This is a genomic window from Candidatus Sodalis pierantonius str. SOPE, from assembly GCF_000517405.1.
In the GTDB taxonomy this organism is placed as follows: domain Bacteria; phylum Pseudomonadota; class Gammaproteobacteria; order Enterobacterales; family Enterobacteriaceae; genus Sodalis_C; species Sodalis_C pierantonii.
Genome location: NZ_CP006568.1, coordinates 359,986 through 376,908, shown reverse-complemented (window position 1 = coordinate 376,908; position 16,923 = coordinate 359,986). Strand labels below are relative to the sequence as shown.

The following is a 16,923-nucleotide window of genomic DNA, read 5'->3' as shown; positions in this document are numbered from 1 at the left end:
TCAAAGTGGACTCGGTGCGCGGCTTCGGCGGCGAACCGCTGTTATTAGGCGCCAATTTTGATGAAGCTAAGGCGAAAGCCATTGAATTGGCACACGAACGCAATATGACTTTTGTGCCGCCGTTCGATCATCCGGCGGTGATCGCCGGCCAGGGGACGCTGGCGATGGAGTTGTTGCAGTAGGATGCCCATCTGGACCGTATTTTTGTGCCGGTGGGCGGCGGCGGTCTGGCGGCGGCGCTGCGGGCCGGCGAGCCGGTGGATTTGCCGCGGGTTGGCCTGTTTGCCGAAGGCGTGGCGGTACGGCGCATCGGTAATGAAACCTTCCGCCTGTGCCGCGATTATCTTGATGATGTTATTACCGTGGACAGCGACGCAATTTGCACGGCGGTGAAGGATTTGTTTGAGGACGTGCGGGCGATTGCCGAGCCCTCCGGTGCGCTGGCGCTGGCGGGAATGAAAAAATATGTCCAGCTGCACGGCATCCATGATGAGCGTCTGGCGCACGTGCTGTCCGGTGCCAACGTCAATTTTCACGGCCTGCGCTATGTCTCGGAGCGCTGTGAACTGGGCGAGCAGCGCGAAGCGCTGATGGCGGTGACCATCCCGGAAAGAAAGGGCAGCTTTTTGGCCTTCTGCGAGCTGTTGGGCGGCCGGCCGGTTACCGAATTCAATTATCGCTATAGCGATGCCGATAACGCCTGTATTTTCGTCGGCGTTAGGCTGACCCGCGGGCGTGAGGAGCGCGAGGAGATCCTGGCGGAAATGGCCGCCGGCGGTTACCAGGTGGCGGATCTTTCCGACGATGAGATGGCCAAGCTTCACGTCCGTTATATGGTGGGCGGTCGCCCGTCGAAGCCGCTGCGCGAGCGTTTATACAGCTTCGAGTTTCCCGAATCCCCCCGGAGCGTTGCTAAAATTTTTGTACACGCTGGGCACGCGCTGGAATATTACGCTGTTTCACTACCGCAGCCACGGCACGGATTATGGCCGGGTGCTGGCGGGATTTGAATTGGCAGAGCGTGAACCGGAATTCGATCATCATCTTTCGGCCTTGGGCTATGAGTGCCACGATGTTACCGCCAATCCGGCGTTTCGCTTGTTCCTGGCGGATCTACCGCCCTGTTCGCCGGGGCGAATCGGGCGTCAAGCGGCGGTTAGCGCTCCAGCAGTTGCCAGAAGGCGTCGATCAGCGACTCTTGTAGCCGCTTTCGTTGTGCACAGACTCCCAGCGCCAACGGCGCGACCGGGGTGCCGTGCTCCAGCAGGGTGATACGGCTGCGCACCGGCTCCGGCGAATTGTCCATCACCACCGACGGGATCAGCGCGATACCGCAGCCCAGTGCCACCATCGACACAATCGCTTCATTGCCGGCAACGGTAGCGTAAATCAGCGGATTGCTGATATGGTTGCTGCGAAACCACAATTCAATGCGCCGACGCGCCGGACCGTGATCCGGCAAAATGAAAGGGGTATTCGACCAGTCAGGCTGGGGGGTCTTGACCCGGGCGCGAACCGGGCAAGGCAGCGCCGGCGCGATCAATATCATGGGGATTTCGCCGATGGGGGTAAAGTCGATACTCGCTGGCAGAATTTCCGGATGGCCGGCTATGCCCAAATCCGCTTCGCCGGACTGCACTTTATCCAGCGCGTTGGCGGCATCGCCGGTGGTGAGTTTTATTTCCACCAGCGGATGCTCGGCGCGAAACAGATCGAGGATCGGCGGCAAATGGCTGTAGGCGGCGGTTACCGAGCAAAACAGCCGCAGTTCGCCGCTGAGCGAAGGACCGTGCTGACCGAGGCGGTGGCGCAGCTGTTGGTATTGCAGCAGGGTTTGCTGCGCGAACTCTTTCAGTTGCTGGCCGGCGTCGGTCAACTGTACAGTACGATTATCGCGTAAAAACAGCGTCTGCCCGACGTCCTCCTCCAACCGCTGGATCTGGCGCGACAGGGTCGACGGGCTGACATGCATCGCCTTGGCGCTGTGGCCGAAGTGGCGGCTTTCCGCCAGGTGGAGAAACAACTTGAGGTCGCGGATATCCATGGATTCGCCCCGAGAGTGAATGAAATCCACCGTCGCGTAGTGCCGGCCAGTGGTATTGCAGATTCTGCAAGGTCAGATTGTTAATATATCAATTTAAGCAATGCTTTTCCTGCTTTATAGTGATTGGCAGAAAAGATTACTGTCTGCGGGCGAACGCCTACGGCACGCCCTGATACCTGATGATGGAGTTGCACCATGGCTAACTATTTCAACACCTTAAATTTGCGCCAGCAGTTGGCGCAGTTGGGTAAATGTCGTTTCATGAGCCGCGATGAGTTCGTCGATGAAGCGGGTTACTTGCAAGGCAAAAAAGTGGTGATCATCGGCTGTGGCGCCCAGGGTTTGAACCAGGGGCTGAATATGCGTGACTCCGGGTTGGATATCGCCTACGCGCTGCGTAAAGAAGCGATCGCCGAGAAGCGCCCCTCCTGGCGTAAAGCGACGGAAAACGGCTTTCGCGTCGGCACCTATGAAGAGCTGGTGCCGGAAGCGGATCTGGTCGTTAACCTGACTCCCGATAAGCAACATTCCGCGGTGGTGCAGGCGGTACAACCGCTGATGAAACAAGACGCCGCGCTGGGCTATTCCCACGGCTTTAACATTGTTGAAGTGGGCGAGCAAATCCGCCGCGACATCACCGTTATCATGGTGGCGCCGAAATGCCCTGGGACAGAGGTGCGCGAAGAGTACAAACGTGGTTTTGGCGTACCGACCCTTATCGCCGTGCATCCGGAAAACGATCCGAAGGGCGAGGGGATGGCGCTGGCCAAAGCCTGGGCGGCTGCGACCGGCGGTCATCGCGCGGGAGTGCTGGAATCCTCCTTTGTCGCCGAGGTCAAGTCGGATCTGATGGGCGAGCAGACCATCCTGTGCGGTATGCTGCAGGCCGGCTCGCTGCTGTGCTTCGACAAGATGGTCGCCGACGGCGTCGACCCGGCCTACGCCGGCAAACTGATTCAGTTCGGCTGGGAAACCACCACCGAAGCGCTGAAGCAGGGCGGTATCACGCTGATGATGGACCGCTTGTCCAACAGCGCGAAGTTGCGCGCTTTTGCGCTGTCCGAGCAACTGAAGCAATTGATGCAGCCGCTGTTTGAAAAACACATGGACGATATCATTACCGGCGCCTTCTCCAGCGGCATGATGGCTGATTGGGCCAACGATGATGTCAAACTGCTCGGCTGGCGCGAAGAAACCGGCCGTACGCCGTTTGAAAATGCGCCGCAGTACGACGGCAAAATCAGCGAGCAGACCTATTTTGACCACGGCGTGCTGATGATCGCCATGGCAAAAGCCGGCGTGGAGCTGGCATTTGAAACCATGACTCGTTCCGGTATCATTGCCGAATCGGCCTATTACGAATCCCTGCATGAATTGCCGCTCATCGCCAATACCGTCGCCCGCAAGCGTCTGTATGAGATGAACGTGGTCATTTCCGACACCGCCGAATACGGCAACTATCTGTTCGCCAATGCCGCCGTGCCGTTGCTTAAAGAGGCGTTTATGGGCAACCTGCAGGCGGGGGACTTGGGCAAACCGGTGGCCGAGGGGGAAATCGACAATGCGTGCCTGCGCGATGTTAACGAAGCAATTCGCCAGCATCCGATCGAAATTGTGGGCGCCGAATTGCGCGGTTACATGAAGGATATGAAACGCATCGCGGTCGCCAACTGACAGGCGGCTGGGTCATCCCCCCGGATGACGCGCCGACAGACTCAGGCCCCGCCGTTAGGCGGGGCTTTTTTTGCCTGTTGCCGGCGAATGCGGCCCGACCGTGGCGAGGCGCGGGCGTTGGGGGCACGTGTATCCCCGTTACGATGGGGATAAACCCCGACGCCGCTTTCTGCTACAATCCCCCTCCGTTCTCTGCCACCGTTTTTGCCCGGGAATAACTAATGCGCCTTAATCCGAGCCAACAACAAGCCGTCGAATTTGTCACTGGATCCTGCCTGGTGCTGGCCGGCGCCGGCTCGGGTAAAACGCGGGTCATCACCAATAAAATCGCCCATTTGATCCGCGGTTGCGGTTACCAGGCGCGCCATATCGCGGCGGTCACCTTTACCAATAAAGCCTCGCGGGAGATGAAAGAGCGGGTGGCGCAAACCCTGGGCCGCGCTGAGGCGCGCGGCTTAACCGTCGCCACGTTCCATACGCTCGGGCTGGCTATCATCAAGCGCGAATATAAGGCATTGGGCATGAAGGCTAAATTTTCGCTGTTCGACGAGCAGGACCAACTGGCGCTGTTAAAGGATCTCACCGAGCCGTGGCTGGAAGGGGACAAAGACTTGCTTAATCAGCTTACCGCCGCCATTTCCAACTGGAAGAACGATCTGTTGTCGCCGCCGCAGGCCGCGGTGGCCGCGCGTTCCGAGCGGGATAAGCTGTTCGCCCACTGTTACGAGCTCTACGACAATCATCTGGTCGCCTGCAATGTGCTGGATTTCGACGATTTGATCCTGCGACCCACCAAGCTGCTGCAGCGTGACGAGGCGGTGCGCGAGTGTTGGCAAAACCGGCTGCGCTATCTGCTGGTGGATGAGTATCAGGACACCAACACCAGCCAATATGAACTGGTAAAGCTGCTGGTAGGGCCGCGGGGCCGTTTCACCGTGGTGGGGGACGATGACCAGTCGATTTACTCCTGGCGTGGCGCGCGGCCGCAAAATCTGGCGCTGTTGCAACAGGATTTCCCGACGCTCGCGGTGATTAAGCTGGAGCAGAACTACCGCTCCACCGAGCGCATACTCAACGCCGCCAATATTCTTATTGCCAACAACCCGCATGTCTTTGAGAAAAAGCTGTTTTCCCGGCTGGGCTATGGCGAAATCCTAAAGGTGATCACCGCCAATAATGAAGATCACGAGGCCGAGCGGGTGGTGAGAGAATTGATCGCCCACCATTTCATCAACAAGACCCGCTATCGCGATTACGCTATTCTTTATCGCGGTAATCACCAGTCGCGGCTGTTTGAAAAGATGCTGATGCAAAACCGCATTCCTTATCGCATCTCCGGCGGAACGTCGTTTTTCTCACGCCCCGAGATTAAGGATCTGCTCGCCTATCTGCGCGTGCTGACCAATCCCGATGACGATAGCGCGTTTTTGCGAATGGTGAACACGCCGCGCCGGGAGATCGGCGCTGCGACGCTGGCGAAGTTGGGTACCTGGGCGACGCAGCGCGACAAGAGCCTATTCACCGCCAGCTTCGATCTGGGCCTGGAGCAAACGCTGAGCGGCCGCGGCCTGGAATCGCTGCAACAGTTCACCCGCTGGCTGGAGGGCATTGCCCGCCAGGCGGAGCGGGAGCCGGTCGCGGCGGTGCGTGAACTCATCCACGGTATCGACTATGAAAGCTGGCTGTATGAAAGCTCTCCCGGTCCGAGAGCGGCGGAAATGCGGATGAAGAATGTTAACCAGCTGTTCAGCTGGATGACCGAGATGCTTACCGGCTCCGATTTGAATGAGGCGATGACGCTTGATCAGGTGGTCACCCGTTTTACTCTGCGCGATATGATGGAGCGCGGTGAGAGCGAGGAGGAGTTGGATCAGGTGCAGCTGATGACGCTGCACGCCTCTAAGGGGTTGGAGTTTCCCTATGTCTTCCTGGTCGGCATGGAGGAGGGACTGTTACCGCATCAAAGCAGTATCGCCGAGAACAATATCGATGAGGAGCGCCGCCTGGCTTATGTCGGCATTACCCGCGCGCAAAAGGAATTAACTTTCACCCTGTGCCGCGAGCGGCGTCAATACGGCGAACTGGTCAAACCGGAACCGAGCCGCTTCTTGCTGGAACTGCCGCAGGACGATTTGGCGTGGGAGCAAGTGCGTAAACCGGTCAGCGCCGAGGAGCGGATGAGCCGTGGACAGGGCCATCTGGCCAGTCTTCGCGCTCAGTTGGCCAAGGCGCGCGGCGAGGGCGGCTAAGGTATTTCCCGCTTAGCGTGGCAACAGCGGCCGCGACGTAGCGTTAGCTGAGTCGATCGCTCAGCTTTGCGGTGCTTCTTCCAGCAATAACGGCCAGTGGACGTAACTCTGCCACTGGCTTTCTTGCTCCAGGTATTCCGCCCGCAGCGGATGCTGGTTCAACCAGTCGTGGGGTAACAGTACGTGCAGCGTTTCGTCCATGGCGCGCAGCTCCACCGCGGGCAACGCGTCGTCGCGCCGGCGGCTGGCAAAGATGATCGCCAGCCGCATCAACCGGCATAAGCGTTGAGCGATGCGCAGCGGCAGGCTATTTTGGTCATTCAACTGGGTGAGATCGATGTGGTTGCTCTGGTTTTGCAGCAGCGTGGCGATAAGCTTTTGCTGGGCGGGGGTAAAACCGGGAAGGTCGGTATGGCGGACGAGATAGGCGGCATGGTGCGGAGCGCGTTTGATATCAATGCTTAGGCCGATTTCGTGGATCATGCTGGCGCAGCGCAAAAGCGTGAAACATCGCTCGTCCAATTGCCAGGTCTCGGCCACCTGACGGGCGAATCCTTCCGCTAGCCGGGCGACCCGCTGCGCCTGCTCGGTATCCAGCTGATAGCGGTGCTGCAAGTTTTCCAGGGTGTGCTGGCGGATATCGCCGCCGGCCGGCAACGCCATCATGCCGTACATCATCCCCTCGCGCAGCGCGCCGCCCGCCAGGGTCATGGTCTTGATGCCGAGTTCGGCAAATACCGCCAGCAAAATCGCCAGCCCGCTCGGGAACACCAGCGCTCGATCCAGCGTCAGACCTTCGATTTCCAGCTCTTCGAGCTTGCCGCAGTGAATGACGCGCTGTTTAAGCTGCAGCAGTTTGCTGAGCGTAATATGTTCATCCATCCCCTGGGCAACCATAATTTCTTGCAGCGCCTGCACCGTGCCGGAGGCGCCGACGCACACCTGCCAGCCCCGGGCCAGCAGGCGGAAAGCGACCGGGCGGATTTTTTCGCGCGCCGCCTGCTCCGCCCGCTCGAAGTTTTCCCGCGTCAGGCTGCGGTCGTTAAAATAGCGCTCCAGCCAGGTGACGCAGCCCATTTCCAGACTGAACAGTTCCAGCGCCTGCGCGCCGCGCCCCACCACCAGCTCGGTGCTACCGCCGCCGATATCCACCACCAGACGTTCATCGGAGCCGCCGGTCGTGTGGGCGACGCCCTGATAGATAAGCCGGGCTTCTTCTTCGCCCGAAATGACCTGCACCGGACAGCCCAGAATATCACTGGCCGGGCCGAGAAATTCCGCCGCGTTAGTGGCCAGGCGCAGGGTGGCGGTGGTCACCACGCGGACGTGGGCGGGGGGGATATCCTGCAAATGTTCGGCAAACAGGCGCAGGCACTGCCAGCCGCGCTGCATCGCGTCGCTGGAAAGCCGGTTATCGCCGTTGAGCCCGGCGGCCAGACGCACTTTACGCTTGATGCGCGCCAGCATCTGGACGGTGCCGGCCACCTCACGCACCACCAACATATGAAAGCTGTTGGAGCCTAAGTCAATGGCGGCATAGAGTGAGGAGGCGCTTATCATCTGCGTTTAGCCCGGACGTTTACGGTTATGGAGCGGCGCGCCGCTGCGCCGAGGACCACTGCCGGTGCGGGGGCGGGTCAACCGTTTTGGCGCGGGCAGGTCGGTCAGCAGCGCGTCGCTGTTGTATTTACTAACGGGGATCTGATGGCCAATATAGCTTTCTATCGCGGTAAGATTCAATGCATATTCTTCACACGCCAGGCTGATGGAACAACCGCTCTCGCCGGCACGGCCGGTCCGGCCGATACGGTGGACGTAATCTTCGCAGTCGTCCGGCAGATCATAATTGAAGACGTGGGTCACAGAGGGAATATGCAGTCCGCGGGCGGCCACGTCCGTCGCCACCAGGATATCGAGCGCGCCCTGGGTAAACTCTTCTAAGATGCGCAGGCGCCGCTTCTGCGAGACATCGCCGGTCAGCAGCCCGACGCGATGACCGTCAGCGGCCAGGTGGCCCCAGATATCCTCACAGCGGTGCTTGGTATTGGCGAAAATGATACACCGGTCGGGCCATTCTTCCTCGACCAGGGTTTGCAGCAGGCGCATTTTTTCTTCATTAGAAGGATAAAACAGCTCCTCTTGTATGCGGTGGCCCGTTTTCTGCAGCGGCTCCACTTCAACATACTCGGCGTTATTCATATGCTCGAACGCCAGCTCGCGCACCCGATAAGAGAGGGTGGCGGAAAACAGCATGTTCAGCCGTTCAGCGGCGGCGGGCATCCGGCGGAACAGCCAGCAGATATCTTTGATAAAGCCGAGGTCGAACATCCGATCGGCCTCGTCCAGCACCACCACCTGAATGGCGCCCATATTGACGTAATTCTGTTTGGTGTAGTCAATCAGCCTGCCGGTGGTGCCCACCAGGATGTCGACCCCAGCTTCCAGCACATTCAGCTGTTTATCATAACCATCGCCGCCGTAGGCCAGCCCCATTTTCAGGCCGGTCGCCTGGGCTAATGGTTCGGCATCGGAATGGATTTGCACCGCCAGCTCGCGGGTAGGCGCCATAATCAACGCGCGCGGCTGATTGGTTTGACGCCCCTCGGCGGCAGGGTGGGTGAGTAAATGATGAAACGTGGCCGTTAGAAAGGCCAGCGTTTTGCCGGTACCGGTTTGCGCCTGGCCCGCGACGTCTTTGCCCGCAAGCGTAATGGGCAAAGTCAGCGCTTGAATGGGCGTACAATTGTTAACGCCTTTAGAATCAAGCGATTCAACGATTAACGGGTGCAGGGCGAAGTCGGAAAACTTCTTTTCTGTTAAGTGTGTTTTGCTCATAGTGTGGTAGAATAACAGTTAGCTATTGCATTACGAAAGTGTATACAGTGAAATAAAGTCAACCTGTTGTTGGTCATTGCTGCAACGGCAGGTAACGATAATTCTGTGGAGTAAAACATGAGCGATAAAATTATTCATCTGAGTGACGACAGCTTCGAAAAGGACGTATTACAGGCCAAAGGGCTGTTTTTGGTCGATTTCTGGGCCGAATGGTGCGGTCCTTGTAAAATGATTGCGCCTATTCTGGCAGAAATCGCTGATGAATTCGACGGCAAACTGACCATCGCTAAATTGAACATCGACGAAAATCCGGCCACTGCACCTAAGTATGGTATCCGCGGTATTCCCACCCTGTTGCTGTTCCGCGATGGTGAAGTGGTAGCTACCAAAGTTGGCGCCCTGTCCAAAGGACAGTTGAAAGAGTTCCTTAACGCAAATCTGTAAGCGGTATTGCGCATCTTCCTCTGGGCGCTGGCGTTCATAAGCATTTCTCATATTGACCGCTAGACGCTCATCAAGAACCATGCTAAGTTTATGTCCACTGCATTGTGATCTTACCTGTAGTTTGAATCTGAGCTTTACTCTTTGCCCGCACCCCGTTGTAAGAAAGTACCAAACGTGACCAACGAGGGCGTCAGGCAGGCGGGATTTAAATTAATCCGTTGTTAGGCACTCTTAATCTCAGTCTTCTTGTTATTCATATTGCATGAGTCGCTGTTCATCAGCCCAAACGGGATTTCCCGGGATTAAATGCCATAGACAGGCACGGTTTTACGATGCCATACCATCCACAAAATCAGTTCGAGATATACCCCGAGTTTAAGAACCCACCATTATGAACCTTACCGAATTAAAAAATACGCCGGTTTCAGAGCTAGTGACCCTCGGCGAGAATATGGGGCTGGAAAACCTGGCCCGCATGCGTAAACAAGACATCATCTTCGACATCCTCAAGCAGCATGCCAAGAGCGGCGAGGATATCTTCGGCGATGGCGTGCTGGAAATTTTGCAGGACGGATTCGGTTTTCTCCGCTCCAGCGACAGTTCCTACCTTGCCGGCCCCGATGATATTTACGTTTCCCCCAGCCAGATCCGCCGCTTTAACCTGCGCACCGGCGACACCATTTCCGGCAAGATCCGTCCGCCGAAAGAGGGCGAGCGCTACTTTGCGCTGCTGAAGGTCAACGAAGTCAACTACGACAAGCCGGAAAACGCCCGCAACAAGATCCTGTTTGAAAACCTGACGCCGCTGCACGCCAATTCGCGTTTGCGCATGGAGCGCGGTAACGGCTCTACCGAAGATTTGACCGCGCGCGTTCTGGATCTTGCCTCGCCTATTGGCCGCGGCCAGCGTGGCCTGATCGTGGCGCCGCCGAAAGCCGGTAAAACCATGCTGCTGCAAAATATCGCCCAAAGCATCGCCTATAATCACCCCGACTGCGTGCTGATGGTGCTGCTGATTGACGAACGTCCGGAAGAAGTGACCGAGATGCAGCGTTTGGTGAAAGGCGAAGTCATCGCTTCGACCTTCGACGAGCCGGCGTCTCGCCACGTGCAGGTCGCCGAAATGGTGATAGAAAAAGCCAAGCGCCTGGTTGAACATAAGAAAGACGTTATTATCTTGCTGGACTCCATTACCCGCCTGGCGCGCGCCTACAACACCGTCGTACCCGCTTCCGGCAAGGTATTGACCGGCGGTGTCGACGCCAACGCCCTGCATCGTCCGAAGCGTTTCTTCGGCGCCGCGCGTAATATGGAAGAGGGCGGTAGTCTGACCATCATCGCCACCGCGCTTATCGATACCGGCTCGAAGATGGACGAAGTGATTTACGAAGAGTTCAAGGGCACAGGCAACATGGAATTGCACCTGTCGCGTAAAATCGCCGAGAAACGTGTTTTCCCGGCGATCGATTACAACCGCTCAGGGACCCGTAAAGAAGAATTACTTACCACTCAGGAAGAGCTACAGAAAATGTGGATCTTGCGTAAAATCATCCACCCGATGGGTGAAATTGATGCGATGGAATTCCTGATGAACAAGTTGGCGATGACCAAAACCAACGATGAATTCTTCGACATGATGAAACGTTCGTAAGTCACAAAAACTCGGGTAGCGCCACGTTCTCACGTGGCGTTTTTCTTTTCTAATGCTAGGATAGTCACATCTTTGGTGTGCCCGGTTACACGCGTCTGTGCCTGTCCGGGCGATTTTGATCCTATCTGCACGCCTGACGGAGATTCAGGTGGAACATAAAGAGATAACAGAAACCCTATTTCGTTGTCACAAAACTCAGTGACGAGTAAGGCATCGGAGTTGAGGCGTAAACCATGGTGACGCATTGAACGACCTGATGGATGCAGAGAGCTTTCTATTGTGAACATACTCAATATGAGTACTGATTTTGTTGCTATTTTTCTGTTTTCTTTGCTCTTTTTGTTTTTAGCGCGCAAGGTTGCCAAAAAAATAGGCCTGGTCGACAAGCCCAACTACCGCAAACGCCACCAGGGGCAGATCCCTCTGGTGGGCGGTATTTCCATTTATGCCGGCATCTGCTTCGCCTTTCTCTATACGGATCATTATATTCCCCACGTGTCGCTGTACCTGATGTGCGCGGGCGTCCTGGTCGTGACCGGCGCGCTTGACGATCGGTTCGATATCAGCGTGGTGGCGCGCGCCATTATCCAGGCGCTGGTCGCGGTGGCGATGATGGTATTCAGCGGCCGCTATATTATTAATAGCCTGGGCTACATTTTCGGGCCGTGGGAAATGGTGCTGGGGCCATTTGGCTATTTGGTGACGCTATTCGCCGTCTGGGCGGCGATCAACGCGTTCAATATGGTGGACGGTATCGACGGCCTGTTGGGCGGCCTCTCCTGCGTGTCTCTTGGCGCCATGGGCATCCTGCTCACGTTGGACAATAATCCAGGCCTGGCGCTGTGGTGTTTTGCCATGATCGCCGCCATTTTGCCCTATATTTTATTAAACCTTGGGGTGTTCGGCCGACGCTATAAAGTGTTTATGGGCGATGCCGGCAGCACCATGATCGGCTTCACGATTATCTGGCTGCTGCTGCAAAGCACCCAGGGCTGGGGGCACCCGATGAATCCCGTGACCGCCCTGTGGATCATCGCCGTGCCGCTGATGGATATGATAGCCATTATGTACCGCCGGATGCGCAAAGGCATGAGCCCGTTTGCGCCCGACCGGCAGCATATTCACCACCTGATCATGCGCGCGGGTTTCAGCTCGCGCCAGGCGTTTATCATTATTACACTCACCGCCGCGCTACTGGCGTTCTTCGGCGTGGCGGGGGAACGCTGGCTGCGCTGGCCGGAGTCGGTCATGTTGTTGCTGTGGATTGGGGTGTTTTTACTGTATGGCTACGTACTGAAATGCGCCTGGCGGGTCGCCCGCTTCGTCAAGCGAACCAAGCGACGGCTTAGCCACTACAAAAAAACACCACCTTAAACGGAAATTCGGGACGAAAATGACACCTGCTAGCTCACCCTCCTCCGCCGGCCGGGGACAGGCTATCGACAATGAACTGGACTTGCGCGGTCTGCTATGCGTCCTGTGGCGCGGCAAGGTTACCGTCATCGCCTATGCGCTCGCGTTTGCGCTGGGCGCGCTTATATACTCCTTCGTGGCGCGCCAGGAGTGGACCGCCATCGCCATTACCGACAAACCGACGATGAATGTACAGGGCGGCTACTTCTCCCAGCAGCAGTTTTTGCGCAATTTGGATGTGAAAAATACCGCGCTGCCGACCTCTGACACCCCCTCGATTGCCGATGAAGCGTATCAGGAATTCTTGCGCCAACTCGCATCCTACGACACCCGCTGGGATTTCTGGCTCGCCAGCCCCTATTATCAAACGCGCAAAAAGGGCGACGCCCACGCCGACGCGGTGCTGCTGGATGAGTTGATTAACGCCATTCAGTTCCTGCCGCGCGACGAGGTGAAAAAACTGCCCGACAGCGCGCGGCTGGTGGCGGAAACCGCGCCGGACGCCAATCAGCTGCTGCGTCGCTATGTGGATTTCGCCAACCAGCGCGCGGCCAACCATCTCAATGAGGATGTTATGGCCGCCTGGGCCGCGCGCACCGTCTCGCTCAAAGCGCAGGTGAAGCGGCAGGAGGCGGTGGCCGCGGCGGTATATCAGCGCGAGCAGCAACAGCTTAATCAGGCGTTGAAACTGGCGCTCACGCAGGGTATCGACCGCAGCCGAACCGACGTCGCCGCCGAGAATTTGCCGCAATCCGAAATGTTCCTGTTGGGCCACCCGCTCCTGCAGGCACGTTTGGACGCTCTGCAGGCGGCCGGACCGGCCTATGATACCGATTACGACCAAAACCGCGCGATGTTGACTACCCTCAATGTAGGGCCGGTTTTAAACAAGAGCTTTAAGACCTACCGTTATTTGAGGACCCCTGAAGAGCCGGTAAAACGCGATAAGCCACGCCGCCTGTTCCTGCTTGTGCTGTGGGGAGCCGTAGGTATGCTGCTGGGCGCGGGCGTCGCGCTGGCGCGCCGTCGTTAATGCCGCTGACAGGCATTAAACTGTCGGAATAGTCCGCTGCCGTTAGCCGCGCGGCCGAATGTATTCCAAGCCGTTGCCGGCTTTGCTCAGAATAAAGGGAACTGTTGTGAAAGTGTTAGTCGTCTTTGGCACACGGCCGGAAGCCATCAAAATGGCGCCGCTGGTTCTGGCCCTGGCCGCTGATCCGGCCTTCGAGACCCGCGTCTGCGTGACGGCCCAACATCGCGAGATGCTGGATCAGGTGTTGCGCCTGTTTGCGATCGTGCCCGATTACGATTTGGATATCATGCGCCCGGCGCAGGGCCTTGGCGAGATAACCAGCCGCATATTGACCGGCATGCAGCCCGTCCTAGACGACTTCCGTCCAGACGTGGTGCTGGTGCATGGCGATACCACCACCACCCTGGCCGCCAGTCTGGCGGCGTTTTATCAACATATCCCCGTGGGCCATGTGGAAGCGGGCCTGCGCACCGGCGATCTGTCCTCTCCCTGGCCGGAGGAGGCGAATCGTAAATTGACCGGCCACCTGGCCCGCTGGCATTTCGCACCCACCGACAATGCCCGCGCCAATTTGCTGGCGGAAGGGCTGCCGGCGGCGCGCATCGCGGTGACCGGCAATACGGTGATTGACGCGCTATTTTGGGTGTGGGACCGGGTAATGAGTAATGCCGGGCTGCGCGCCAGCTTGGATGAGCGTTACGCGTTTCTCGACGGTGTGCAGAAGATGATATTGGTCACCGGCCATCGCCGCGAGAGCTTTGGCGACGGTTTCAAGCGCATTTGCGCCGCGCTGGCGCGTATTGCGCTTGATCACCCCGACGTGCAGGTGGTCTATCCAGTGCATCTTAATCCTAACGTTAGCGAACCGGTAAACCGTATGCTGAGCGGTATCGCCAATATAAAACTCATTGATCCACAGGACTATTTGCCGTTCGTTTATTTAATGAATCGAGCCACGATTATTCTGACAGATTCCGGCGGGATCCAGGAAGAAGCTCCCTCGTTGGGGAAAGCGGTGCTGGTGATGCGCGATACCACCGAGCGGCCGGAGGCGGTGGCGGCCGGCACCGTGCGGCTGGTAGGGACGGATGAGCAGGCGATTCACCAGGCGGTATCGCAGTTGCTCAATGATGCCCAGGCGTATCAACGGATGAGCCGGGCGCATAACCCCTACGGCGATGGCCATGCCTGTGAGCGGATTATCACGGTATTAAAAAAAGATAGCAGGTGAATCCATGAATTTTGACACAATTTCCGTTATTGGACTGGGGTATATCGGTCTGCCCACCGCCGCGGCGTTTGCCTCGCGCCGCAAACGGGTGATAGGCGTAGACACAAACCAGTATGCGGTAGACACCATTAACCGCGGCGCAATACACATCATTGAACCGGATTTGGACCGGGTTGTGACCGATGCCGTGCGCCAGGGTCTGCTGCGGGCGGTGAGCCAGCCGCAGCCGGCGGACGCGTTCCTCATCGCCGTACCGACACCCTTTCAGGATGACCATGAACCGGATCTGAGCTATGTCAAGGCGGCGGCGTTATCGCTGGTGCCGGTTTTAGAGCCGGGATGTCTGGTAATCCTTGAGTCCACGTCGCCGGTGGGAACAACTGAACAGATGGCCGGCTGGCTGGCGGCCGCGCGTCCCGATCTGACCTTCCCGCACCAGGCGGGAGAGGCGGCGGATATCAATATCGCCTATTGCCCGGAGCGGGTGCTGCCCGGCAAGATCATGGTGGAGCTGATTAAAAATGACCGGGTGATCGGCGGCATGACGCCGCGCTGCTCGGCGCGCGCCGCCGAGCTGTATCGCATCTTCCTGGAAGGAGAGTGCGTGGTGACCAATGCCCGCACCGCCGAAATGTGTAAGCTGACCGAGAATAGCTTCCGCGATGTGAACATTGCCTTCGCCAATGAGCTGTCGGTCATCTGCGCGGAACAGCAAATCAACGTCTGGGAGCTGATAGCGCTGGCCAATCGCCATCCGCGGGTCAATATTTTGCAGCCGGGACCGGGCGTCGGTGGCCATTGCATCGCGGTGGATCCGTGGTTTATCGTGGCCCAGAATCCGGCGCCGGCGCGGCTTATCCGCACCGCGCGCCAGGTGAATGACGACAAACCCGATTGGGTGGTGGAAAAAGTGAAGGCGGCGGTGGCGGACTGCCTTAACGACAGCGGGCGCGGCAGTAGCGATGTGACCATCGCTTGCTTCGGGCTGGCGTTTAAACCGGATATCGACGACCTGCGTGAAAGCCCGGCGCTGCATGTGACCGAGCTCATCGCCCGTTGGCATCGCGGCCAGACGTTGGCGGTGGAGCCGAATGTCGACGCGCTGCCGGCCTCGTTGGACGGATTGGTCACTCTGGCGGACAGGGACCAGGCGCTGGCGACGGCCGATGTTCTGGTTATGCTGGTGGATCATCGCCAATTCCGCGCCCTCGCGCCTTCCGCCATCCGTCAGCGCTGGGTGGTGGATACGCGCGGAGTCTGGCGATGAGATGCCTGCTGATTACCGGCGGTGCGGGGTTTATCGGCTCGGCGCTGGTACGCTATATTCTCGGCGCCACCGCGGATCGGGTGTTAGTGGTGGATAAACTGACCTATGCCGGCAATTTGGACTCGCTGGCGCCCGTCGCCGACCATCCCCATTATCGTTTTGCCCGCGCCGATATCGGTGACGGCCCGACAATGGCGCAGCTGCTCGCGGAGTTCCAGCCGGATGCCATCATGCATCTGGCGGCGGAGAGCCATGTCGATCGCTCCATTGACGGCCCGGCGGCGTTTATCGATACCAACATCACCGGGACCTCGATTCTGCTGGAAGCGGCCCGCGGGTATTGGCAGACCTTGCCTACGGCCGCGCGCGCCGCCTTTCGCTTTCACCATGTCTCCACCGATGAAGTGTACGGCGATCTGCCCAATGACGGTAGCCAGTTTAACGAAAGCTCGCCTTATGCGCCCAGTAGTCCCTACTCCGCCTCGAAAGCCGCCAGCGACCACCTGGCGCGCGCCTGGATGCGCACCTACGGCCTGCCGGTGCTGGTGACGAATTGTTCCAATAATTATGGCCCCTATCACTTCCCGGAAAAGCTGATCCCGTTGATGATTATCAACGCCTTGGCGGGTAAACCGCTGCCGGTGTACGGCGACGGCGGTCAGATCCGCGACTGGCTGTATGTGGAGGATCATGCCCGCGCCCTCTATCAGGTGGTGACCCGCGGCCGCCCCGGTGAGACTTATGTCATCGGCGGCCATAACGAGCGGCGCAACATCGACGTAGTAGAAGCGCTGTGCGGGCTGTTGGAGCAGGCCGGCGCGCCTCATCCCCCCGGCGTCGTCGCGTTCAGGCAGCTCATCACGCAGGTCGAAGACCGGCCGGGGCACGACCGGCGTTATGCGATTGACGCCGGTAAAATTGCGCGCGAATTGGGTTGGCGGCCGCAGGAAACCTTCGACAGCGGGATGGCCAAGACCGTGCAGTGGTATTTAACCCATCATGAATGGTGGCAGCGGGTGCTGGACGGTAGCTATCGCGGCGAGCGTCTCGGCCTCGGGCCGGGCCAGTAAGGCGAGGAGGAC

At 58.3% G+C, this 16,923-nt stretch carries 15 protein-coding genes and 1 pseudogene; 12 read left to right on the top strand and 4 right to left on the bottom strand.

Going from position 1 to position 16,923, the window contains the following annotated elements; translation table 11 throughout:
- Positions 1-5: 5 nt before the first annotated feature.
- The 3 genes and pseudogenes from SOPEG_RS30710 to SOPEG_RS28575 all read left to right on the top strand — a co-directional run.
- Positions 6-458 (top strand): annotated as a pseudogene (locus SOPEG_RS30710) (pyridoxal-phosphate dependent enzyme); the annotation flags it as partial.
- On the top strand, positions 456-1,010 hold the full coding sequence (locus tag SOPEG_RS28580; RefSeq protein ID WP_417903442.1) for a threonine ammonia-lyase: 555 nt from the start codon (positions 456-458) through the stop codon (positions 1,008-1,010). The pseudogene SOPEG_RS30710 and the gene SOPEG_RS28580, both read left to right, overlap by 3 nt.
- Positions 910-1,272: a hypothetical protein gene (locus tag SOPEG_RS28575; protein WP_200867851.1), complete on the top strand. Its 363-nt coding sequence runs from the start codon at positions 910-912 to the stop codon at positions 1,270-1,272. Before SOPEG_RS28580 ends, SOPEG_RS28575 begins: the two co-directional genes overlap by 101 nt.
- Here SOPEG_RS28575 and ilvY read toward each other — a convergent pair.
- Positions 1,157-2,044, bottom strand: a complete 888-nt coding sequence (ilvY, locus tag SOPEG_RS01990) for an HTH-type transcriptional activator IlvY (RefSeq protein WP_025244121.1) — start codon at positions 2,042-2,044, stop codon at positions 1,157-1,159. The two genes, SOPEG_RS28575 and ilvY, sit on opposite strands and share 116 nt — an antisense overlap.
- A 195-nt stretch (positions 2,045-2,239) precedes the next feature.
- Here ilvY and ilvC point away from each other — a divergent pair, with 195 nt between their 5' ends.
- Positions 2,240-3,718: a ketol-acid reductoisomerase gene (ilvC, locus tag SOPEG_RS01985; protein WP_025244120.1), complete on the top strand. Its 1,479-nt coding sequence runs from the start codon at positions 2,240-2,242 to the stop codon at positions 3,716-3,718.
- A 221-nt stretch (positions 3,719-3,939) separates the two neighbouring features.
- Positions 3,940-5,967, top strand: coding sequence for a DNA helicase Rep (gene rep / locus SOPEG_RS01980; protein WP_025244119.1), 2,028 nt, complete (start codon positions 3,940-3,942; stop codon positions 5,965-5,967).
- 60 nt (positions 5,968-6,027) lie between these two features.
- Here rep and gppA read toward each other — a convergent pair whose 3' ends face one another.
- Together gppA and rhlB are read right to left on the bottom strand one after the other, a co-directional pair.
- Positions 6,028-7,527 carry a guanosine-5'-triphosphate,3'-diphosphate diphosphatase gene (gene gppA, locus SOPEG_RS01975; protein WP_025244118.1) on the bottom strand — a complete coding sequence of 500 codons (1,500 nt, stop codon included), beginning with the start codon at positions 7,525-7,527 and terminating at the stop codon, positions 6,028-6,030.
- Positions 7,528-7,533: 6 nt separating this feature from the next.
- Positions 7,534-8,802, bottom strand: a complete 1,269-nt coding sequence (gene rhlB, locus SOPEG_RS01970) for an ATP-dependent RNA helicase RhlB (protein ID WP_025244117.1) — start codon at positions 8,800-8,802, stop codon at positions 7,534-7,536.
- A gap of 117 nt (positions 8,803-8,919) precedes the next feature.
- Between rhlB and trxA the strand changes: the two genes are divergently transcribed.
- Both trxA and rho read left to right on the top strand, forming a co-directional pair.
- Complete coding sequence (trxA, locus tag SOPEG_RS01965; protein WP_025244116.1) at positions 8,920-9,246, top strand: thioredoxin TrxA; 327 nt, start codon at positions 8,920-8,922, stop codon at positions 9,244-9,246.
- Positions 9,247-9,637: 391 nt separating this feature from the next.
- Positions 9,638-10,897 (top strand): transcription termination factor Rho, encoded by a 1,260-nt coding sequence (gene rho, locus SOPEG_RS01960; RefSeq protein ID WP_025244115.1) that lies wholly within the window; start codon positions 9,638-9,640, stop codon positions 10,895-10,897.
- Positions 10,898-10,926: 29 nt separating this feature from the next.
- Here rho and SOPEG_RS28150 read toward each other — a convergent pair whose 3' ends face one another.
- Positions 10,927-11,142: a hypothetical protein gene (locus tag SOPEG_RS28150; protein ID WP_158382314.1), complete on the bottom strand. Its 216-nt coding sequence runs from the start codon at positions 11,140-11,142 to the stop codon at positions 10,927-10,929.
- A gap of 34 nt (positions 11,143-11,176) precedes the next feature.
- Here SOPEG_RS28150 and wecA point away from each other — a divergent pair, with 34 nt between their 5' ends.
- The 5 genes from wecA to rfbB all read left to right on the top strand — a co-directional run bounded on the left by wecA (position 11,177) and on the right by rfbB (position 16,911).
- Complete coding sequence (gene wecA, locus SOPEG_RS01955) at positions 11,177-12,271, top strand: UDP-N-acetylglucosamine--undecaprenyl-phosphate N-acetylglucosaminephosphotransferase (RefSeq protein WP_025244114.1); 1,095 nt, start codon at positions 11,177-11,179, stop codon at positions 12,269-12,271.
- Between the two features lie 19 nt (positions 12,272-12,290).
- Positions 12,291-13,343: an ECA polysaccharide chain length modulation protein gene (gene wzzE, locus SOPEG_RS01950; protein WP_025244113.1), complete on the top strand. Its 1,053-nt coding sequence runs from the start codon at positions 12,291-12,293 to the stop codon at positions 13,341-13,343.
- A gap of 106 nt (positions 13,344-13,449) precedes the next feature.
- On the top strand, positions 13,450-14,574 hold the full coding sequence (wecB, locus tag SOPEG_RS01945) for a non-hydrolyzing UDP-N-acetylglucosamine 2-epimerase (RefSeq protein WP_025244112.1): 1,125 nt from the start codon (positions 13,450-13,452) through the stop codon (positions 14,572-14,574).
- A 4-nt stretch (positions 14,575-14,578) separates the two neighbouring features.
- Complete coding sequence (gene wecC, locus SOPEG_RS01940; protein WP_025244111.1) at positions 14,579-15,841, top strand: UDP-N-acetyl-D-mannosamine dehydrogenase; 1,263 nt, start codon at positions 14,579-14,581, stop codon at positions 15,839-15,841.
- Positions 15,838-16,911, top strand: a complete 1,074-nt coding sequence (gene rfbB / locus SOPEG_RS01935) for a dTDP-glucose 4,6-dehydratase (protein ID WP_025244110.1) — start codon at positions 15,838-15,840, stop codon at positions 16,909-16,911. Before wecC ends, rfbB begins: the two co-directional genes overlap by 4 nt.
- Positions 16,912-16,923: the final 12 nt, after the last annotated feature.